The following is a 20,758-nucleotide window of genomic DNA, read 5'->3' as shown; positions in this document are numbered from 1 at the left end:
TTTCTGACAAGACACTTTAAACCTTGCTGCTTACAGCTAGTCTCAAGGATGAGTCGCCACGTTTTCCACGCAGGCGGCCGGTCACTCATCACCGCCTGCCATCGCGGGCTTATTGAGGTTGCCATGAAGATTCGAGAATTGCCCCAGCATTGGGAAGAAACCGCCAAAGGTCGCCTGACCAAGACCGAATACGCGATTCATCTGGATGTGGAATCCGCCGCACGGCTGGCGGCCATTGCCGAGATGTACCCCAAGCGCCACACCGAAGAACTGCTCGGCGAACTGATCGGCGCCGCCCTTGAAGAGCTGGAAGCCAGCTTTCCCTACGTCCAGGGCCAACAGGTGGTCGCCACCGATGAAGAGGGTGATCCGCTGTATGAGGACGTCGGCCCCACTCCAAGGTTTCTCACTTTGTCCCGTCGCTACCTGCATGACCTGTCAGCCAGTGCCGACGAACAAAAGCACTGATAAACATCCGTGAACCCAATATACCCCCCTTTATACCGAGCCTCTAAGAGGCTCGGCGTACATTCTGGCGCGGCGAAAGTTCCATTTTTTAAACACTGACCGCTCAGTCAGATATTTTTTTAGGCAAATCGCCATCTTTGCTGAACTTTTGAAAAAAGCCTCCGGTCACAGCCAGTAAGCCATCACTTGTGGAACGGTCGTTTGAAACTGGCGTCATGTGCTTTATCGCCGGGCCCGCAACCGATACGCCACGATGGATTTTGATGTTTTTCAGGAGTTATCCAATGGAGTTGAAGACGATGAACACCAGCACTGCCAAATCCTCGTTTAACCACCTGCGCGGGCTTAAATTGGCCGCGCTGGCAATCGGCACCAGCTTCGTTTTGGCGGGCTGCGCCGGCAACCCTCCAACCGAGCAGTACGCCGTGACCCAATCGGCTGTTAACAGCGCAGTCAGCGCTGGCGGTACTGAGTACGCGGCCGTGGAAATGAAGTCGGCCCAGGACAAGCTCAAAGAAGCCGAAATTGCCATGCACGACAAGAACTACGACAAGGCTCGTATGTTGGCCGAGCAAGCCGAGTGGGACGCTCGCGTCGCTGAGCGCAAATCCCAGGCAGCCAAGGCAGAACAAGCTGTGAAGGATTCCCAGAAGGCTGTTGACGAGTTGCGTAAGGAAGGCATGCGCCCGGCTGCAATCATGCAGAAGTAAGCCGCAGCACCTTGACTGCATCGCACCTGATATCGAATTGAAAGGACGACACGACTATGCGTAAACAATTGATGATCCCTGCCCTGCTGGCGATGAGCGTTGCCTTGGCGGCCTGCTCCACCCCGCCGAACGCGAACCTGGAAAATGCACGGACCAATTTCTCGTCTCTGCAAACCAACCCGCAAGCCACCAAGCTGGCGGCGCTGGAAACCAAGGATGCCAGCGAATGGCTGGACAAGGCTGACAAGGCATACCGCGACAAAGAAGACGAGAAGAAAGTCGACCAGCTCGCCTACCTGACCAACCAGCGTGTTGTAGTCGCCAAGGACACCATTGCCCTGCGCGAAAACGAAGCCAAGCTGAAAAACGCCGGTGACGAACGTGCCCGTGCCCTGCTGGACGCTCGCGATGCGCAGATCAAGCAGCTGCAAAACAGCTTGAATGCCAAGCAAACCGATCGCGGTACTCTGGTGACTTTCGGTGACGTGCTGTTCGCCACCAACAAGTCCGACCTGAAATCCAGCGGCCTGGTGAATATCACCAAGCTGGCTCAGTTCCTGCGTGATAACCCGGACCGTAAAGTCATCGTCGAAGGCTACACCGACAGCACCGGTTCAGACTCGTACAACCAGAGCCTGTCCGAGCGTCGTGCAGCTTCCGTGCAACGTGCGCTGGCTCAACAGGGCGTGGATATCTCGCGCATCGTGACCCAGGGCTACGGCAAGGAATACCCGGTTGCCGATAACGGCAGCGTGTCTGGCCGTGCCATGAACCGCCGCGTTGAAGTGACCATCTCCAACGACAACCAGCCGGTCAAGCCACGGTCTTCCGTTGCTTATTGATTGATGCTGGATAGAAAAACCCACCTTTCGGTGGGTTTTTTTTGACTAGGGATATGTGATCTTGCGCTCTATATCGTCATCAGGCGGCGTTATCATCGCTCCACGATGGTGGGTATCGGGCAAACTGTCCGCCTCATTGCTACGCGCTTGCTCTTGCGCGTTTCGCCGCTCCAATGCCTGATGGGCCCTGGCCATGGCCACCATGTTGTGTATCGCATCAATCTTTATCACTGCTTCCCGGCCCCGCTCCGTGTAAAAGTCATATCGCCCTGTGTGGCTATTTACGCAAAACGGTTCCAGGCAGTTTTGTTACACGCAAGCTTCAGCGCGGAGCAGCCGCAAGCACCGGCTTACCCCTGCGCGCATGAAAACCCGCCTATGACCGGCGGGTTATTGACTAACCATCGATTAGTAGTTGATCGGGCCTTGGTTTTCGGCCCCACCCGCTTGAATCTGGCCACCACCTTGCGTGCCATCCTGACCGCCCTCCACACCTTGGCCGACTTGAGCAAGCAGCTGTTTCAACTTCTCAAGCAGTTCCTCAAGGCTATCACCGCCTCCAGCGCCTTGGGCGCCTCCGGAACCTTGCGAGCCACCAGCGCCCTGCGAGCCTCCGCCCCCCTGGGAACCTTCACCAAGCTTGGATTGAATTTGATCCCTGAGCTGCTGAATTTGCTGATCGACGCCTTGCTGAGGGCCCCCAGCGCCACCTGGGCTGCCGACATTGCCTGCACCCGACACTCCACTGATACCTTCCATAACGCTGACTCCAGATTGATTAACAGGGTGGACCGATCAGCGATGCCAATCAGTCCGTAATCTGTGGTGAGCGAATCAATATGGTTCCAGTCGGTAAAGGATCTGAACTACGTGGAATGACTAATCGGCCTGTATAACGGAGTTTTCCCACACCAACAGTGCAGCGAGTCACTGTTGCAGCTGCGGAGTTTCCTGCCCCATGCAACGAACGGCTTGCTTCTTGTTATTGACCAGTACGCCACTCAGGCCTTTTTGTTCGGTATCAAACATCACCAACACACCGTCGACGCACTGCGCCACTTGTGCAGCGGGGGTCAGGGATAGTTTGTAATCCTCACCCGGCACGGTCTTGAGCATTGTAAAGTCGCTGAGCAGCAAGGCGTCTTCCGGCTTGGCGAAGTGCAGGTAGCCGTAATACCACAGGCAACCGACAGTGCCGATGATGGTGCCGATACCGGTCAGAATCAGCGGGATCATGTTGCGTTCTTCACTCATTGCGGGCTCTCTGATGAATCAATTTTAGGAACAGGATAATTCGGAATTTCGCCAAGGCGACGCAGGCCATTGAAGTGCTGCGGGTCGTCCAGATAACGCAGCATGACGGTTTGCCAGGTCTTGTCGGCAAAGGTCTGCACATGACCGCCACGGGTCAGCTGCAACACCCTTGGCGGGGGGGCCGCTTGATACAGGCGGATACCATTGGTCATCGGTACGACCGGGTCATCCAGGCTGTGGAACAGCAATTTTGGCACGCCGGTCAACTGGGGCATGGCATTGATCGCACTGTCGGCATCAGGCACCAGCCATGAAAGGGGCACCTGCAGCGGCCAGGTTAACCAGGAAGTGCTCAGGGCGAATTGTCCTACGTCACGATAACTGGCGGGCACGCCGTCCAGTACCAGGGCCTTGAGCTGGGTTTGACGTTCAGGGTGGGCCGCCAGGTAATGCACTGCCAGTGCGCCGCCCAGGCTTTGACCGAGCACAACCAGTGGTTGGCCCTGGGTTTCAGGCGCCTTGTCGATCCAGCTGAACGCCGCGTCGATATCCTGGTAGATCGCCGGCAACGACGGCTTGCCTTCCGATAGCCCATAACCTCGGTAGTCCAGCAACAGCACTTGATAGCCTTGCTCCGGCAACCACCAACTGCCACCCAAGTGCCAGGCCAGGTTGCCGCCGTTGCCATGCAGGTGCAGCACCGTACCCTTGAGCGGTACCCCAAGTTTAGCCGGCAGCCACCAGGCATGCAGTTTCACGCCGTCAGCCGTCACAAGGGTGACATCGCGGTATTGCAGGTGAGCTTTTTCCGGCGTGAAAGGCAGGCCGGGCTCGGGGTAGAACAGCAAGGAGCTGCAGCCGTTCAATGTGAGTAGCAGGCACAGAATGCCGAGGATTCTCATCCGTAAGCCTCGTGGTGGGTTGAAAATCTAAAGCCCTGTGGAGATCAACGGTTTCGTCAGGAGAATCCCCTACAGGATATTGGAGTAATCCGCCTCGATCCGGTCCAGGCTCAAGTGGTTAAGGAAGTTGGAGAAGCACATCCACGCCGCCAGCGCGTTCATGTCGCGAAACTGTTCAGGCAGGTACTTGGGCGGTATCACCAAACCTTCATCGACCAGCTGGCGCAAGGTGCGCATGTCTTCCAGGGTGGTCTTGCCGCAGAACAGCAGCGGCACTTGTTCCAGCTTGCCTTTGCGCACGGCGAGCTGGATGTAGTTGTAGACCATGATAAAGCCTTTGAGGTAGGACAGATCCTTGGTAAACGGCAGTCCGGTAGGCACCGAACCACGGAACACTCGGCTGGCGTTGCCATAGCTTTCGGCCATTTCAAAGCCTTGCTCGCGGAAGAACTCGAACACCTGCAGGAAGTCCGCGCCCTCCTCCACCATATGGATGGCCCGGGTACGGTTGGTCAGTTTGCGCAGGCGGCTGGGGTAGGAGGCGAACGTGATGATTTCCATCAGGATCGCCAGGCCCTCCTGGGTGACGGTGGATGACGGCGGCCCCTTGGACAGGAACGTGCAGATCGGCTGGTTCTGGCCGTTGAGGGTGGTGCCCACATGCACCAACCCTTCATGCACTTCCAGGGCGCGCACGTCGCGATCATTGAACATCGCATCGGCGCGGATCTTGATGTAGTCGGCGCCCGCTGCCGCATCGGCGACGATCCCGTCAGACTCAAACACTCGAATGGTCTCCTGCGCTTCACCAAACACCTTGTTCAGGCGCGTTTGCAGCAGGCTTACCGCATCCTTGGCGGTGAGGGTCTTGGCTTCGTCCTTGAGGTCGCCACGGCCATCGATATTGTTCAGGTAGTCCGAGAGCATCAGGCCCAGGTCCGCCAGGGTCGGGTCGCCGGCGTGGAAGGCATCCGAAGCGGCGCCGTACAGCTCCTGGGAAATCAGGCCAAAGTCCTCGGTGCCTCGCGCCTCAAGCATGCGCACCACCATGCGGTATTCGCGGCACATGCGGCGCATGATCTGCCCCACCGGGCTGAATTGCCCAAGGCGGCGGGTGATGTCGCGCTCGATGTTCTGGAACTCCAGCTTGACCGCGCTGGAATCGAAAGACAGCGGCCGGTTCAGGTAGTAATCGCGGTCGACGGCAGGCATGGCCTTGCCTTTGGCCTTGAGGAATCCCTGGCGAATATTCTCGTCCCATTTCACCGCATCGAGTACGCGGATCGGTGTTTGCGCCAGCACAATGCGATCGGACAAAGTGCGTATCGTCTGCTGGTAATCGTCCACCCGGTGCTTCCTCTTTAAACGTTATTTACCCACGCGGCGGTAGCGCACGGCTTCAACGAACACATCGGCATTGGCCGGGTCATCCAGGTAGGTAAACACCTGGTCCATGGGGCTGTCCACCAGCACACCGGCACCTTCGGCAGTTTCCACGGTGCTACCGTGCAAAGCCTGTTGGTCGATGGCCTGATGGATCTGCTCCAGATCGAGGTTGTAGACCACCAGTTCGTGCTTTTCATCAAACTCAAAGCCCGCCAGGATGAAATGGCCGCCCAGTTTTGCAGGCAGCGGCGCCGACATATACCAACGGTTGCCGTGGTGCGAGACGCCAAACAGATACTCATCGCGCTGGCCCGGCTTGGCTCTGGGGTAGCTCACCGCTTTATAACGATGCTCGCCGACACGGGTGATTTGCAGGTTCAGCGGTTCGCCCCAGGCATTCTTGCTGGCCCATTTGCCCAACAGCGCCTGGGGCGCAGCTTCAGTCGTCGGCAATGGGTCTTTGAACGTCACCAGGCAACCGCTGAGCAACAGGAATGACAAGGCGATTACCGCGACACGCCAGGCTTTCATTGGACATCCTCCGGTGTCAGACCGAAGCCAGCACCAAATGCATGTAACGCTTGAGGATTTCAAGCATCTCTTCCCCGGTCAGAGGCTCTGGGCCGCCGAGCAGGCCCTGATATTCCATCCGACTGATAATAGCCGTCAACACCCTGGCATCCTGTTGCGGCTCGCGCGAGCCCAATACCTGGAAAAACTGCCCGGTGCCCTGCAACAGGATCTGCTGGTGGGAGCGCACCAGTTCAGCCAGGCGCGGGTTCAGCAGGGCTTCCTGGCGAAAGGCCTGCTCGGCCATCAGGTATTCGCGACGGTTGGTCAGTTGGCGCAGCACGTAGTCGGCAGTCAGCCGGGCGATATCATCGGCCAATTGCGAACGCGACTGCGGGCTGCCATCGCCATAGGCAACCATTTCGCGCAACAAGCCCTCGTTGCGCACCCACAGCTTGCCCATGAACGCGGCACTGCGCTCGACGTATTGAGCGAAGGTGTCGGTGAGCAGGTCGTCGATATCCTTGAAATAGTAGGTGGTGGCCGACAGCGGTACGCCGGCTTCCGCCGCCACGGCCCGATGGCGCACGGCACGTACGCCTTCGCGCACCACGATACGCATGGCCGCATCGAGAATGTCCTGGCGGCGTTGCTCGCTGCCCCGGCGACTGGCCTTTCGGCCTTGGTACTGAACGCTTTCAGCCACGGCGGCAGCAATGCCGGCGGCACCTTCTTGAGCCATTACGCGGTTCACCACACATCTTCCTTTACAGGTGACGCTTGAATACGCCACATAAAAAAGCCGCCTTATAAAAGGCGGCTTCGGATTTCGCTACGGTTACGCTTGTGGCCGCATGTGCGGGAACAGGATCACGTCGCGGATCGACGGCGAGTTGGTCAACAACATCACCAGGCGGTCGATACCAATGCCTTCACCGGCGGTGGGCGGCATGCCGTATTCCAGGGCCCGCACGAAGTCGGCGTCGTAGTGCATGGCTTCGTCATCGCCGGCGTCCTTGTCGGCCACCTGGGCCATGAAGCGCTCTGCCTGATCTTCCGCGTCGTTAAGCTCGGAGTAGGCGTTGGCGATCTCGCGGCCGCCGATGAACAGCTCGAAACGGTCGGTGACGTTCGGGTTGTCGTCGTTACGACGGGCCAGCGGCGACACTTCGAACGGGTACTGAGTAATGAAGTGCGGCTGTTCCAGCTTATGCTCCACCAGCTCTTCGAAAATCATCACCTGCAACTTGCCCAGGCCTTCGAAGCCCAGCACCTTGGCGCCGGCTTTCTTGGCGATGGCGCGGGCCTTGTCGATGTCATTCAGGTCGTCAGCGGTCAGCTCAGGGTTGTACTTGAGGATCGAGTCGAACACCGACAGACGCACAAACGGCTCGCCGAAGTGGAACACCTTGTCGCCGTACGGCACGTCGGTGCTGCCCAGCACCAGCTGTGCCAGCTCGCGGAACAGTTCTTCGGTCAGGTCCATGTTGTCTTCGTAGTCGGCGTACGCCTGGTAGAACTCCAACATGGTGAATTCAGGGTTGTGACGGGTCGAGACGCCTTCGTTACGGAAGTTGCGGTTGATCTCGAAGACCTTTTCAAAACCACCCACCACCAAGCGCTTGAGGTACAGCTCAGGCGCGATACGCAGGAACATTTCCATGTCCAGCGCGTTGTGGTGGGTTTCGAATGGCTTGGCTGCGGCACCACCGGGGATGGTTTGCAGCATCGGGGTTTCGACTTCCAGGAAGTCACGCTGCATCAGGAAGCTGCGAATGTGCGCAATCACTTGCGAACGCACGCGGAAAGTCTGGCGCACCTCTTCGTTGACGATCAGGTCAACGTAGCGCTGGCGGTAGCGCTGCTCGGTGTCGGTCAGGCCGTGGTGCTTGTCTGGCAGCGGGCGCAGGGATTTGGTCAGCAGGCGCACGCTGGTCATCTCGACGTACAGGTCGCCCTTGCCGGAACGGGCCAGGGTACCTTCGGCTGCGATGATGTCGCCCATGTCCCAGGTTTTCACCGAGGCCAGGGTTTCTTCGGACAGGGTCTTGCGGTTGACGTAGACCTGGATACGCCCGGTCATGTCCTGGATCACCATGAACGAACCACGGTTGAGCATGATGCGACCCGCCACCTTGACCGGGATCGCGGCCTCTGCCAGCTCTTCCTTGGTCTTGTCCGCGTATTGCTTCTGCAAGGCATCGCAGTAGTTGTCGCGGCGGAAGTCGTTGGGGAAGGCGTTACCCTTTGCGCGCTCGGCAGCAAGCTTTTCCTTGCGCAGGGCGATCAGGGAGTTTTCTTCCTGTTGCAGGGCTTGCGGGTCGAGTTGTTGGTCGCTCATGTCTTTAAATTTTCCATCAGGTTCGTTGTCCCCGGCGTAGGCCGGGGATCGCCGGCATGCCGGCTTCTACAGTCTTTTTACAGGCCGGACTTCAGGCTGGCTTCCAGGTATTCGTCGATATCACCGTCGAGTACCTTGTCGCAGTCGCTGCGTTCGATGTTGGTGCGCAGATCCTTGATTCGCGAGGCATCAAGCACGTACGAACGGATCTGGTGACCCCAGCCGATATCCGACTTGGTGTCTTCCAGCGCCTGGGAAGCGGCGTTGCGCTTCTGCATTTCCTGCTCGTACAACTTGGCCCGCAGCATTTTCATGGCGGTGTCCTTGTTCGCGTGCTGGGAACGCTCGTTCTGGCAGCTGACCACGGTGTTGGTCGGTACGTGGGTAATACGTACGGCCGAGTCAGTGGTGTTTACGTGCTGACCACCGGCACCGGAGGAACGGTAGGTATCGATGCGCAGGTCGGCCGGGTTGATCTCGATTTCCACCTTGTCGTCGATCTCTGGCGAGACGAACACCGCGCTGAACGAGGTATGGCGACGGTTGCCGGAGTCGAACGGGCTCTTGCGCACCAGGCGGTGCACGCCGATCTCGGTACGCAACCAGCCAAAGGCGTATTCACCCTTGATATGTACGGTCGCGCCCTTGATACCAGCGACTTCACCGGCGGACAGTTCCATGATGGTCGCGTCGAAACCGCGCTTGTCAGCCCAGCGCAAATACATGCGCAACAGGATGTTGGCCCAGTCCTGGGCCTCGGTGCCGCCGGAACCAGCCTGGATGTCCAGGTAGGCGTTGTTCGGGTCCATTTCATGGCTGAACATACGACGGAATTCAAGCTTGGCGAGGTTTTCCTCGAGACGGGCCAGCTCGGCGACGACATCGCCCACTGCGCCTTCGTCGTTTTCTTCGACGGCCATGTCCAGCAGGTCACGGCAATCGCCCAGGCCGGTGTTCAACTCGTCGAGGGTGTCGACGATCTGCGCCAGCGCAGCGCGCTCGCGCCCCAGTTCCTGGGCGTATTCAGGTTTGTTCCAGACGCTCGGATCTTCAAGCTCGCGATTGACCTCGGTCAGACGCTCATGCTTTTGATCGTAGTCAAAGATACCCCCGAATAGTTTCGGAGCGCTCGGACAGGTCCTTGATGGTGTTAAGGATCGGGTTGATTTCCATGGCGGGCAGCACTCGTTGGCGAACTTGTGAAAGCCGGCGAGTATAACGGCAAGCGGAGGAAAACGGCAGCCCGGTTGGTCAGTTGCAAGTGGATTGATCACGCCTGAAGCCCCGACAAATGGGCAGACTGGCAGTGAAAGTGGGGCTGGAATGTTTGCACTGAAGCACCATCAAGCATGCTCACTACACCCAACTAGAAGTAGAAGCACGCCCCTTCGCAGCTAGCCTGATAAAGAATTCATTTCCGAAATCAGCGTAGGGCACTTCCTAATCACATGCCCCCATCTTGTAGCACTTTTTGATTCAAGTAGCTTCAGTTTGCAGCTCACATGTGAGTTACCAACTGCCAACCACCGCATGCCTCTCAGCATTCAAAGGTTAACCTAGCCTACTTTAAGACTCTGATCTGGCAGCGTGCACTTGATTAAGGAGCAAACAATGTCAGGACAACTGGAAATCGGCCCCATTGTTATCACCGCAGGAAAAGAGAACGATTACTCTATAAATGGGTTTGGAGGTGGATATGGTCCGCCCCCCATACCTGGCTGGCTTATCGGGATATATGCCGATCTTGTAGCCAGTGCCGACGAAATGGTGCACGAAGAATACCGAAAATCACGCAGGGAATACGAAGCGGCCATTACCGCACTGCCGAAAAAGGCTGAAGCTGAATTTTCTGACATCGAAGCGCAAGCAAACGCCGTTGGTAAAAGCCTCACTGAAAAGCTAGGATTTCAGGTCAAACAAATTGAAGCAAAAATAGCGGAACGATCAGCCGCCTATAGAATTCAGTTCGACATCGCAAAATCTTATGACGGTGCTGATCCTACCACTGGCTTCAGAATCCCAAACGGCAGCTTTCCAGGAGATTTTTATTATCATTTCGCACAAGATTGGATTAAGTCGCATAAAGCGGCCTATGAAGCAAAATTATTAAATGCAGAAGCAAAAATACTGAATGATCACCTTACTCTTATAAATGACGCGCTATCAACCGCCATAGCCGAAGAGCAAGCCCGTCTCACCCGTGAAGCTGAAGCACAACGATTAGCTGCCGAGGCCGCGCAGACAGTTCGAGCGGCCAATACTTTCCGCTCTTCCGGCTCGGCTGCCGCAACGGGGCCTCTGGTCATAACTGCGGCAGGGACTATTTCCACACTTGAAACCGCAGCCGCTACGTTGCAAGCGGCCATTCGCTCTGCCATTAGCGCATTAAGTAGCCTATTGGCGGGTACGGCATCTGGCCTTTTGGTAGGTGTGTCTGCGCTGATCTACTCCCCGAAGTTGGCGAATGGAGAGCTGCCGGAACGTTATGTTCTGAGTACACAGTTGTCCGACCTTGTTCCCTCACACACCCACGATTTGAACGCTCTTGCCAGCACTGGCGGCACAATCGACCTACCAGTGCGTATCAGTTCAAAAACAGCAGCAGATGGGCGCTCGGAAGTTTTTATAGTCAAGACAGACGGCACGGCTGTGCCCTCCAAGGTCAATATTGTTGCCGCCAGCTATGATGTCGAGCAGAGGGTTTATACCGTCACGACGAATGACGCGCCACCAAGGACGTTGATCTGGACACCTATTACTGCACCAGGGAATAGTTCGACCTCGCTGCCCACCGACCAACCAGAGCCACCTGTTTACGTAGGAGCGACAGTGACTCCGGTAGAGGGCAGAGTGGATTACTTTCCAGGAATCAGTGAGGCGAGCTTTGATGACTTCATAACGGTCTTTCCAATAGATTCAGGATTAGCTCCGCTCTATATAATGTTCAGGGATCGGCGAGAAGATCCCGGAATTGTGACAGGCGACGGGCAAGCTATGACCGGTCCTTGGCTAGGAGCGGCCTCACAAGGTGAAGGCGCCCCTATACCATCGCAAATTGCCGATAAGCTCAGAGGCCAGGATTTTAAAAACTTCAGAGCATTTCGCGAAGCCTTCTGGAAAGCGGTTGCGAACGACTCGGAACTGAATAGTCAGTTCAATCGTCAAAACCTGTCGATAATGCTAGATGGGAAGGCTCCCTTTTCAAGCAAGTCAGAGTGGGTAGGAAAGTCTGTAAAGTTCGAAATCCACCACAAGAATCTCGTTTCTCAAGGCGGCGCTATTTTTGACATTGACAACATCTACGTCGTCACTCCAAAACGCCATAAAGAAATTCACGGAAAAGGCAATTAACATTATGAAAACTTTAATCAGTGAATATACAGAGACCGAATTTCTAAATTTTGTAGTTTCTCTTTGTGACAGCAGCATACGCACCGAAGAGGAAGACATCGAAATGGTTTTCGAATTTGAGCGTCTGACGGAGCACCCTGATGGCGCAGACCTAATCTACTATCCAAGAGATGACAGAGAAGACAGCCCTGAAGGCATCGTAAAAGAAGTTAAAGAATGGCGCGCAGCTAATGGCAAGCCTGGTTTTAAAGAAGAGTAACCCCCCGTAAACTCCACCATCAATTAGGCATTGATGGTGGAGATCTTGTTTCAACCACTCTTCAGTTGCAGTCAACCCGCAAGCCCTGAAGCTCCAGGTGTGTGAGGGGAGTTACTCCCTTACCTGGGTTTACGCTGGCCCCGGCTCACTCGATACCTACCTGATTACGCCCATTATGCTTGGCCGTATACAGCCCCTTGTCCGCCGCCATGATCAGTTGCCGACAATCCGTCCCCTGCACCGGCGTCAAGGTCGACAAGCCAATACTGATGGTCAGGCTCGCCCCTTCTGCCGGGGCAATGTGCGGGATTTTCAGCGCCGCCACCGCCATGCGCAGTTTTTCCGCCACCAACCGCGCACCGCCCGGCGAGGTGTTTGGCAGCACCAGGGCGAACTCTTCACCGCCATAGCGCGCCGGCAAATCCGAGGGGCGACTGCTGGCGTCGCGGATAGCGGCGGCGACTTTACGCAGGGCTTCGTCGCCTTCGACGTGGCCGAAGCTGTCGTTGTAGGTCTTGAAGAAGTCCACGTCGATCATCAGCAATGACAGTTGAGTCTGGTCGCGCATGGCGCGGCGCCATTCCAGCTCCAGGTATTCATCGAAGTGGCGGCGGTTGGACAGCCCGGTCAGGCCGTCGGAGTTCATCAGGCGTTGCAGCACCAGGTTGGTATCCAGCAGCTGTTGCTGGCTGACCCGCAACGCGCGGTAGGCGGCGTCGCGCTGCAACAGGGTCATGTAGGAGCGCGAGTGGTAGCGAATGCGCGCCACCAATTCAATGTTGTCCGGCAGCTTGACCAGGTAATCGTTGGCCCCGGCCGCAAAGGCCGCGCTCTTGATCAGCGGGTCTTCCTTGGTGGAAAGCACGATGATCGGGATATTCGCGGTGGCCGGGTGATTGCGGTATTCACGCACCAGGGTCAGGCCGTCGAGGCCTGGCATCACCAGGTCTTGCAGGATCACCGTCGGCTTGATGCGGATCGCCTGGGCAATCGCCTGGTGCGGGTCGGCGCAAAAGTGGAAGTCGATGTTTTCTTCATGGGCCAGGCCGCGCCGCACGGCCTCGCCGATCATGGCCTGGTCGTCGACCAGCAACACCATGGCGGCGTTTTCGTCGGTCTTGAAGTCGTCGAGCTGTAAATCATTCATGTGCAATCACCTGAACTACTGCCTGCAAGCCAGCATGGCGGGAGATTTTGTTCATTTTGCAAAGACCTCCAGCAATCGGGGCGCAATTCTATCCAGTGGGCGAATTTCAACAGCAGCGTCAATCGCCGCCGCCGCTTTGGGCATGCCATACACCGCCGAACTCTGCTGGTCCTGGGCGATGGTCAAATATCCTTGTTCCCGCATCAACTTGAGGCCCTGGGCCCCATCGCGCCCCATACCGGTGAGCAATACGCCGACGGCGTCACCGTTCCAGTAGCTGGCGACGCTTTCGAAAAACACGTCGATGGACGGCCGGTAAATCTCGTTTACCGGCTCTGCGGTATAGGCTAGCGTGCCATTTTTCAACAAGCGAATATGGTGGTTGGTGCCAGCCAGCAATACCACGCCGGTTTGGGGCGACTCGCCTTCACAGGCCAGGCGTACCGGCAGGCCGGAAGCGCTGCTGAGCCACTCGGCCATGCCTGCGGCAAATACCTGGTCCACGTGCTGCACCAGCACGATGGCGGCGGGAAAATCCCGCGGCAAGGCCTTGAGCAGAACTTCCAGGGCCGCCGGCCCACCGGCTGAAGAACCAATCGCCACCAGCCGTTGACGCTTGCCGGTGACGCGCTGCGGCGGGGCTTCGGCACGCACGCGACTGCCACGCTGGCCGACCAGCCAGCCAATATTGAGGATCTTGCGCAGCAACGGTGCTGCCGCATCCTTGGGGTTGCCCACGCCCAGCGCCGGGGTATCCACTACGTCCAGGGCTCCATGCCCCATCGCCTCGAACACACGGCTGACGTTGGCCTGGCGATCCACAGTGACTATCACAATCGGGCATGGCGTTTCGGCCATGATCTGCCGGGTGGCCTCCACACCGTCCATCACCGGCATGATCAGGTCCATCAGGATCAGGTCCGGGGTCAGTTCGGCGCAACGCTGCACCGCTTCCAGGCCATTGCTGGCGACCCACACCACCTGATGGGCAGGTTCGAAGCTCAAGGCACGACGCAAGGCCTCCACTGCCAGGGGCATGTCGTTGACGATCGCAATCCTCATGCCCGGGCACCTCCAATCAGTTCAACCACGGCGTCGAGCAAGGCGTCGTCATGGAAACTGGCTTTGGCTAAATAATAGTCGGCGCCGGCGTCGAGTCCACGTCGTCGGTCTTCTTCACGATCCTTGTAGGAAACCACCATCACCGGCAACGATTGCAGGCGGCTGTCACGACGCAAGAGTGTGACCAATTCAATTCCATCCATGCGAGGCATATCAATGTCAGTGATAAGCAGGTCGAAGTCCTCGGAGCGCAGTGCGTTCCAGCCATCCATGCCATCGACCGCAACAGCGACTTCATAACCGCGATTGAGTAATAATTTGCGTTGCAGCTCGCGCACGGTCAGCGAGTCGTCCACCACCAGCACGCGCTTGCGTGGTGCTTCGGTGGCTTGCTGGCTGCGCCGGGCGATGCGCTCCAGGCGGCCGGTGTTGAGCAGTTTGTCCACCGAACGCAGCATGTCTTCGACGTCGACGATCAATACCACCGAGCCGTCATCGAGCAAGGCGCCCGCAGAAATATCCTGGACCTTGCCCAGGCGATCATCCAGCGGCAATACCACCAGAGTGCGCTCACCGATAAAGCGCTCCACGGCTATTCCATACACGGCGTCGCGCTCGCGGATCACCACCACTTTCAAGGTATCTGAAGGGTTTTGCCCGGCCGGCCGCTGCAACAACTGGCTGGCGGCAACCAGGCCAACATGCCGGCCTTCATGCCAGAAGTGCTGGCGGCCTTCCAACTGCACGATATCGTCGGGAGCCAGGTCGCACATGCGTTCAATATGAGCCAAGGGGAAGGCATAGGCTTCTTCACCCACCTCCACCACCAGGCTACGCACCACCGACAAGGTCAACGGCACTTCCAGGTGGAAGCGGCTGCCCTGCCCCGCCGTCTGCTCCAGTACCACTGCGCCGCGCAATTGGCGGACCATATGCTGCACGGCGTCCAGGCCGACGCCGCGCCCGGACACTTCGGTGACTTTGTCGCGCAGGCTGAACCCTGGCAGGAACAGGAACGTCAGCAGTTCCTCTTCGCTCAGACGCAGGGCGGTTTCCACCGGCGACAGGTGCCGGTCAACGATCGAGCCGCGCAGACGCTCAAGGTCGACACCGTTGCCGTCATCGCTCAACTCCAGCACCAGCAACCCGGCCTGGTGGGACGCGCGCAGGCGAATCAAACCTTCCGCCGGTTTGCCCGCCAGCACGCGCTGCTCGGGGGTTTCGATGCCGTGGTCGACGGCATTGCGTAATAAATGGGTGAGCGGCGCCTCGAGTTTTTCCAACACATCGCGGTCGACCTGGGTCTTCTCGCCCTCGATCTCCAGGCGCACTTGCTTGCCCAGGCTGCGGCCCAGGTCACGCACCATGCGCGCTTGCCCGGCCAGCACGTCGGCAAACGGGCGCATGCGGCACGCCAGTGCGGTGTCGTAGAGCACCTGGGCACGCTGGCCGGCCTGCCAGCCGAACTCATCCAGCTCGGCATTTTTTTCCGCCAGCAGCGCCTGGGCTTCGCTCAACAGGCGACGGGTATCGGCCAGGGCCTCCTGGGCTTCCAGGTTCAAGTCCAGGGCCTTGAGTTGGCCATCCAGTGCATCCAGGGCGCGCAAACCGTTACTTTGAATGCGCTTGAGGCGTTGCATGCTGGCCAGGTACGGCTTGAGCCGCTGGGTTTCCACCAGGGACTTGCTGGACAGGTCCAACAGGCTGTTCAAGCGCTCGGCGGTAACCCGCAGAACGCGCTCGCCACCTTCGGTCATGCGCTTGTTCTGGCGCGGCGCTTCACTGCTGACGGGCGGTGCGGGCTCCGGCTCCGGCAACGCTTCAACGATGGGCGCGGGGGCAGGCTCTGGCTCGGGCTCGGGCTTTGGCGCGAGCATGGCGGTGGGTTGCGCCGGATCGAGCAAGCGCTCCATCAGCGCCACATAGGCCTCGATATCCGCCGGCCCCACCTCGTTGCCTGGGGTGGCGATACGCATCAGCAGGTCAGTGCCTTGCAGCAACGCGTCGATATGTTCGGGTTGCAGGTAAAGGCGGCCTTCCTGGGCGCTGACCAGGCAATCCTCCATGACGTGGGCCACGCTGACCCCGGCATCCACGCCGACAATCCGCGCCGCGCCCTTGAGCGAGTGCGCGGCGCGCATGCAGGCTTCAAGCTGGTCGGCCTGGGTCGGGTTGCGCTCAAGGGCCAACAGGCCCGCGCTCAACACCTGGGTCTGCGCATCGGCCTCCAGGCTGAACAGTTCCAACAGCGAGGCATCACGCATCTGGTCGGGGGTCATGCGAGGCTCCGGGTCACGGCGGACAACAATTGTGCTTCGTCCAGCCAGCGCAAACTGCGGCCTTTCCACTGCAACACGCCTTGGGTATAGCGTGCGCTGGCCTGGGTGCCGGAGGCCGACGCCGCCTTCAAGGTGCGCTCATCGATGGCATGGATGCCATCCACTTCGTCCACCGGCACAACGACCGGGCCGTCCTGGGCGGCGATGATCAACATGCGCGGCATGATGCGCCCGCCAGTAGCGCCGGTACTGGTGCTGTCCAGGCCCAACAGTTCTACCAGCGACAGGCACGCCACCAATGCGCCGCGTACATTGGCCACGCCCAGCAGCGCCCGGGAGCGCTGGTGCGGCAAGGAATGTATCGGCTGCAACGGCGCGACTTCCACCAGGCAGCGGGTGGCGATACCGAGCCATTCTTCACCGAGGCGGAACATCAACAGGGAACGGGTGACCACCTCGGTATCTGCTTCGGCGGCTGCCTGCGGGTGATGGTCGTCCTGCTGCAATGCATAACGGTCCAGCAGGCGCGTGGCAGCGGCTGAATAGACCGAGCAATTGCGGCAGTGGATGTGTTCCGCCAGCAATGGGCAGGACTTGTCGCCATGAATGCCAATGCGGTTCCAGCAGTCGTCGATGGCTTGGGTATCGGTCAGCGTCAGGTCCAGGCCTGCGGTGTCGAGCGCGTCAGGGCTACTCATCGTTTGGACTCACTGTCAGCTCGCTCGCTACGGGCAGCGCGTGCTTGCAGACGGCGCGCCCCCGCACTGTCGCCTTGGGACTCGAGCAACGCGGCCAGGTGCATCAAGGCCTGCGGATGCTGCGGCTCCAGGTACAAGGCTTTTCGGTAATACCCTTGGGCTTCCAAGGCGCTGCCGGCCACATCGCTGAGCAGCCCAAGCCAGTAAAACACCTGGGCGGCCGGTGGATGGCTGCTCAAATAGCGCTCGCAGGCGGCACGCGCCTCGGCGCTTTTGCCTTCATTGGCCAGGGTCGCGATCTGGCCGAGCAAGTCCCCTGCGTCGGTGTGTGGCGCCTTGACCGGCGGCACTGGGGGGCTGACCGTGCTGAACGGACGCGGCTTAATCGGTATCGGTGCCGCGCTACGCTGCGGCATTGGCGCGGGCATCGGCACGAATACCGGTACCGGTGGGGCCTGCTCCACGTGCCGACTAAAGGCAAAGGATTGCGGCACGCCGATCGAACGCATGCCGTGGCGCCCCAGCAGGCTGCCTTCGGCGGGGCCTATAAAGAGCACGCCGTCGACATGGGTCAGCGCCTTGAGCACGTTAAACACTTGTTTTTGGGTCGGCTGGTCGAAATAGATCAGCAGGTTGCGGCAGAACACAAAGTCGTAGGTCGGCTCGTTTGCCAGCAGCGTCGGGTCAAGCAAGTTGCCGACTTGCAGGCGCACTTGTTCGCGCACCCGGTCGGCAATGCGGTAACCGCCCTCTTCTTCAGTGAAGTGTCGATCGCGAAATTCAGGATCCGCCCCACGAAAGGAGTTCTTGCCGTACACACCGCGCCGTGCGCGTTCCACCGACAGCGGGCTGACGTCCATGCCCTGCACCTTGAACTGGTGGGGCGCCAAGCCCGCGTCGAGCAAGGCCATGGCAATCGAATAGGGCTCTTCACCGGTAGAACACGGCAGGCTGAGAATACGCAGGGCACGCATCTGCTTGATCTCGGCCAGGCGCTCTTGGGCAAGACGGGCCAAGGTTGCAAAGGATTCGGGATAGCGGAAAAACCAGGTCTCGGGGACGATCACCGCTTCGATCAGCGCCTGCTGCTCGTCATGGGAGTTTTGCAGGTGCTGCCAGTAAGCCTCCGCCGACGGCGCCTGGGATGACTGGCAGCGCTGGCGCACCGCACGCTCGATGATCGCCTCGCCCACCGAGGCGACGTCCAGGCCGATGCGCTCTTTCAAGAACGCCGAAAATCGTGGGTCACTGCTCATAGGCTTAACTCGGCGGAAAACAGTAAGGCGCGCACCTCAGCGGTCAAGAGATCGGCGACGCTGATCCACTGCATCAAGCCCTGCGCATCCTCACGCACCGGCCCAAGGTAGGGCGCCTGCTGGTTGTCCAGGCCATAGGGCTGGAACTCCGCGGGGTCGCAACGCAGGGTGTCGGTGGCTTGCTCCAGGATCAGCCCCAGTCGACGGGCTTCGCTCCAGGGCTGCGGCTGGTAATTGACCAGCACCAGCCGCGTACTGGTGCGGGCCTGGGCCGAGGTGCCGAACGTCAAGGCACTCAAGTCGATCACCGGCACCAGCGCCCCGCGATGGGCGAAGATACCCGCCACCCACAGGGGCGCATGGGCGATGGGTTTAAGCGGCAGGCGCGGCAGCACCTCGGCCACTTCGGTGGCCTTGAGGGCAAAGCGTTCACTGCCGATGTGGAACACCAGGAACAACGCCTTTTTCGCTGCCGGGACGGCGCCGCGTTTGGCCGCAAGGTCGCTCATCAGACTTTGAAACGCGACACGCCGCTGCGCAGACCGACCGCAACCTGGCTCAGTTCATCAATGGCAAAGCTGGCCTGGCGCAGGGATTCGACGGTCTGGCTGCTGGCATCGCCCAATTGCACCAGCGCGTGGTTGATCTGCTCGGCGCCGGTGGCCTGGGCCTGCATGCCTTCGTTGACCATCAACACCCGCGGCGCCAGGGCCTGCACCTGATGGATGATCTGTGACAACTGCTCGCCCACTTGCTGCACTTCGAACATACCCCGGCGTACTTCCTCGGAGAACTTGTCCATGCCCATCACACCCGCCGACACCGCCGACTGAATCTCCCGCACCATCTGCTCGATGTCGTAGGTCGCCACGGCGGTCTGGTCCGCCAGACGGCGCACTTCGGTGGCCACCACGGCAAAACCGCGACCGTATTCACCGGCTTTCTCCGCCTCGATGGCGGCGTTGAGGGACAACAGGTTGGTCTGGTCAGCCACTTTGACGATGGTCACCACCACCTGGTTGATGTTGCCGGCTTTCTCGTTGAGGATCGCCAGCTTGGCATTGACCAGATCGGCGGCGCCCATCACCGAGTGCATGGTTTCTTCCATGCGCGCCAGGCCTTGCTGGCCAGAGCCGGCAGCCACCGAGGCCTGGTCGGCGGCGGTGGACACTTCGGTCATGGTGCGGACCAAGTCCTTGGAAGTGGCGGCAATCTCGCGGGAAGTCGCGCCAATTTCGGTGGTCGTGGCTGCAGTTTCGGTGGCCGTGGCCTGTTGTTGCTTGGAAGTCGCGGCAATCTCGGTGACCGAGGTGGTGACCTGCACCGACGAACGCTGTGCCTGGGACACCAGGGCGGTCAGCTCGGTCATCATGTCGTTGAAGCCCGTCTCGACCGCGTTGAATTCGTCCTTGCGCTCCAGGTTCAGGCGTTTGCTCAGGTCGCCGGTGCGCATGACTTCGAGGATTTCGACGATACGCTGCATCGGCGCCATGATCGCGCGCATCAGCAACAAGCCACACAGCGCCGCCGCGAGAATCGCCAGCAGCAGCGAGACGCCCATGCTGATTTTCGCCGCCGCTACGGCATCATCGATGGCGGCCGTAGCATTGTCGGCGACCTGTTTGTTCTCATTGATAATGTCATTGAGCTTCATGCGGCCTGCGGTCCACGCGGGGGTCAGTTGTTCGTCGAACAACCTCAGCGCCTCGACCGGGTTATTGCTCTGATGGGCCTCCAGCACTTGGGCGAGAATTCGGTTGTAGTTCTGGTGCAGTTTTTCGAAGGCGTCGAATTCGGTGCGGTCCTGATCGATATTGATCGTCCCGGCGTAGCTGGCCATGTGCTGCTCGAGCCGCGCCTCGAAGGACTTGTAGTCCTGCTTGTCGACCTCGGAAATGGCCTGGTTCTTGTGGATTCCGACAATTTCCTGGGTTTGCAGGTAGCTGTCGACCCAGGCGCTGCGAATCATCGAGCTGAAAAAGACGCCGGGCACCGCGTCGTCCCGAACTGAATTCTCGCTGACCTCGATCTTCAGCAGGCGCGAATACGAGAGCACCACCATCAGCAGCATGATCGCGATGATTACCGCAAAGCTCGCCAAAATCCTTTGGCGCAGGGTCCAGTTCTTCACAGTAATTCCTCGCAGGGCCATTCAAATGGAGGGGAGTATAGCTGAGCGGATGCCTGCGTTTATCAACGCTTTTGAGGGTGTGTCCACAGAATGCAAATGTGGGAGGGGGCTTGCTCGCGAAGGCGGCTTAACAGCCGAACAGGATGTTGAATCAGACGGGGT

The 20,758-nt window shown here is 59.1% G+C and carries 20 protein-coding genes; 6 read left to right on the top strand and 14 right to left on the bottom strand.

Going from position 1 to position 20,758, the window contains the following annotated elements; all coding sequences use genetic code 11:
• Nucleotides 1-123 precede the first annotated feature (123 nt).
• The 4 genes from JFT66_RS11050 to JFT66_RS30015 all read left to right on the top strand — a co-directional run bounded on the left by JFT66_RS11050 (nt 124) and on the right by JFT66_RS30015 (nt 2,839).
• Nucleotides 124-468 carry a hypothetical protein gene (locus JFT66_RS11050; RefSeq protein WP_034118420.1) on the top strand — a complete coding sequence of 115 codons (345 nt, stop codon included), beginning with the start codon at nt 124-126 and terminating at the stop codon, nt 466-468.
• Between the two features lie 284 nt (nt 469-752).
• Nucleotides 753-1,178 carry a DUF4398 domain-containing protein gene (locus tag JFT66_RS11045; RefSeq protein ID WP_034118419.1) on the top strand — a complete coding sequence of 142 codons (426 nt, stop codon included), beginning with the start codon at nt 753-755 and terminating at the stop codon, nt 1,176-1,178.
• A 56-nt stretch (nt 1,179-1,234) separates the two neighbouring features.
• Nucleotides 1,235-2,020, top strand: coding sequence for an OmpA family protein (locus tag JFT66_RS11040; RefSeq protein ID WP_034118418.1), 786 nt, complete (start codon nt 1,235-1,237; stop codon nt 2,018-2,020).
• Nucleotides 2,021-2,398: 378 nt separating this feature from the next.
• Nucleotides 2,399-2,839, top strand: coding sequence for a hypothetical protein (locus tag JFT66_RS30015; RefSeq protein ID WP_198859262.1), 441 nt, complete (start codon nt 2,399-2,401; stop codon nt 2,837-2,839).
• A 108-nt stretch (nt 2,840-2,947) separates the two neighbouring features.
• Here JFT66_RS30015 and JFT66_RS11030 read toward each other — a convergent pair whose 3' ends face one another.
• The 7 genes from JFT66_RS11030 to prfB all read right to left on the bottom strand — a co-directional run bounded on the left by JFT66_RS11030 (nt 2,948) and on the right by prfB (nt 9,586).
• On the bottom strand, nt 2,948-3,274 hold the full coding sequence (locus JFT66_RS11030; RefSeq protein ID WP_034118415.1) for a hypothetical protein: 327 nt from the start codon (nt 3,272-3,274) through the stop codon (nt 2,948-2,950).
• Nucleotides 3,271-4,176: an alpha/beta hydrolase gene (locus JFT66_RS11025; RefSeq protein ID WP_198859261.1), complete on the bottom strand. Its 906-nt coding sequence runs from the start codon at nt 4,174-4,176 to the stop codon at nt 3,271-3,273. The genes JFT66_RS11030 and JFT66_RS11025 overlap by 4 nt, the downstream gene beginning before the upstream one ends.
• Before the next feature lie 69 nt (nt 4,177-4,245).
• Nucleotides 4,246-5,523 (bottom strand): flavohemoglobin expression-modulating QEGLA motif protein, encoded by a 1,278-nt coding sequence (locus JFT66_RS11020; RefSeq protein WP_162524810.1) that lies wholly within the window; start codon nt 5,521-5,523, stop codon nt 4,246-4,248.
• 21 nt (nt 5,524-5,544) lie between these two features.
• Complete coding sequence (locus JFT66_RS11015) at nt 5,545-6,093, bottom strand: hypothetical protein (RefSeq protein WP_153837600.1); 549 nt, start codon at nt 6,091-6,093, stop codon at nt 5,545-5,547.
• Nucleotides 6,094-6,109: 16 nt separating this feature from the next.
• Nucleotides 6,110-6,826, bottom strand: coding sequence for a TetR/AcrR family transcriptional regulator (locus JFT66_RS11010; protein WP_080752942.1), 717 nt, complete (start codon nt 6,824-6,826; stop codon nt 6,110-6,112).
• 84 nt (nt 6,827-6,910) lie between these two features.
• On the bottom strand, nt 6,911-8,413 hold the full coding sequence (gene lysS / locus JFT66_RS11005) for a lysine--tRNA ligase (protein WP_034118409.1): 1,503 nt from the start codon (nt 8,411-8,413) through the stop codon (nt 6,911-6,913).
• Between the two features lie 77 nt (nt 8,414-8,490).
• Nucleotides 8,491-9,586 (bottom strand): peptide chain release factor 2 gene (prfB, locus tag JFT66_RS11000; protein WP_096001736.1). Its coding sequence is split into 2 segments (ribosomal slippage): nt 8,491-9,513 and nt 9,515-9,586, totalling 1,095 coding nucleotides; the frame shifts between segments, so codons are not numbered across the junction.
• A gap of 438 nt (nt 9,587-10,024) precedes the next feature.
• On the opposite strand from prfB, the gene JFT66_RS10995 reads away from it, so the two are divergent.
• Both JFT66_RS10995 and JFT66_RS10990 read left to right on the top strand, forming a co-directional pair.
• Complete coding sequence (locus JFT66_RS10995) at nt 10,025-11,764, top strand: S-type pyocin domain-containing protein (protein WP_198859260.1); 1,740 nt, start codon at nt 10,025-10,027, stop codon at nt 11,762-11,764.
• Nucleotides 11,765-11,768: 4 nt separating this feature from the next.
• A complete protein-coding gene (locus JFT66_RS10990; protein ID WP_080752940.1) occupies nt 11,769-12,023 on the top strand; it encodes a bacteriocin immunity protein in 255 nt (84 codons plus the stop codon).
• Between the two features lie 145 nt (nt 12,024-12,168).
• Here the strand turns inward: JFT66_RS10990 and JFT66_RS10985 are convergent, their stop codons facing one another.
• Genes JFT66_RS10985 through JFT66_RS10955 form a run of 7 tightly spaced genes read right to left on the bottom strand, consistent with a single transcriptional unit; the run spans nt 12,169 to nt 20,596 of the window.
• Nucleotides 12,169-13,170, bottom strand: coding sequence for a response regulator (locus JFT66_RS10985; RefSeq protein WP_032877485.1), 1,002 nt, complete (start codon nt 13,168-13,170; stop codon nt 12,169-12,171).
• 51 nt (nt 13,171-13,221) lie between these two features.
• Nucleotides 13,222-14,232 (bottom strand): chemotaxis response regulator protein-glutamate methylesterase, encoded by a 1,011-nt coding sequence (locus JFT66_RS10980; RefSeq protein ID WP_198859259.1) that lies wholly within the window; start codon nt 14,230-14,232, stop codon nt 13,222-13,224.
• Nucleotides 14,229-16,511 carry a hybrid sensor histidine kinase/response regulator gene (locus JFT66_RS10975; RefSeq protein ID WP_198859258.1) on the bottom strand — a complete coding sequence of 761 codons (2,283 nt, stop codon included), beginning with the start codon at nt 16,509-16,511 and terminating at the stop codon, nt 14,229-14,231. Before JFT66_RS10975 ends, JFT66_RS10980 begins: the two co-directional genes overlap by 4 nt.
• Nucleotides 16,508-17,209, bottom strand: coding sequence for a chemotaxis protein CheW (locus JFT66_RS10970; protein ID WP_198859257.1), 702 nt, complete (start codon nt 17,207-17,209; stop codon nt 16,508-16,510). Before JFT66_RS10970 ends, JFT66_RS10975 begins: the two co-directional genes overlap by 4 nt.
• Nucleotides 17,206-18,465: a CheR family methyltransferase gene (locus tag JFT66_RS10965; RefSeq protein WP_198859256.1), complete on the bottom strand. Its 1,260-nt coding sequence runs from the start codon at nt 18,463-18,465 to the stop codon at nt 17,206-17,208. The genes JFT66_RS10970 and JFT66_RS10965 overlap by 4 nt, the downstream gene beginning before the upstream one ends.
• A complete protein-coding gene (locus tag JFT66_RS10960) occupies nt 18,462-18,974 on the bottom strand; it encodes a chemotaxis protein CheW (RefSeq protein ID WP_034118404.1) in 513 nt (170 codons plus the stop codon). Before JFT66_RS10960 ends, JFT66_RS10965 begins: the two co-directional genes overlap by 4 nt.
• Nucleotides 18,974-20,596, bottom strand: a complete 1,623-nt coding sequence (locus tag JFT66_RS10955) for a methyl-accepting chemotaxis protein (RefSeq protein ID WP_034118403.1) — start codon at nt 20,594-20,596, stop codon at nt 18,974-18,976. The genes JFT66_RS10960 and JFT66_RS10955 overlap by 1 nt, the downstream gene beginning before the upstream one ends.
• Nucleotides 20,597-20,758 lie beyond the last annotated feature (162 nt).

This window comes from Pseudomonas sp. MF6755 (genome assembly GCF_016405635.1).
GTDB classification, from domain to species: Bacteria; Pseudomonadota; Gammaproteobacteria; order Pseudomonadales; family Pseudomonadaceae; genus Aquipseudomonas; species Aquipseudomonas haemolytica.
Note: the sequence above shows the minus strand (reverse complement) of the source record. Positions and strands in the feature narration are given on the sequence as shown.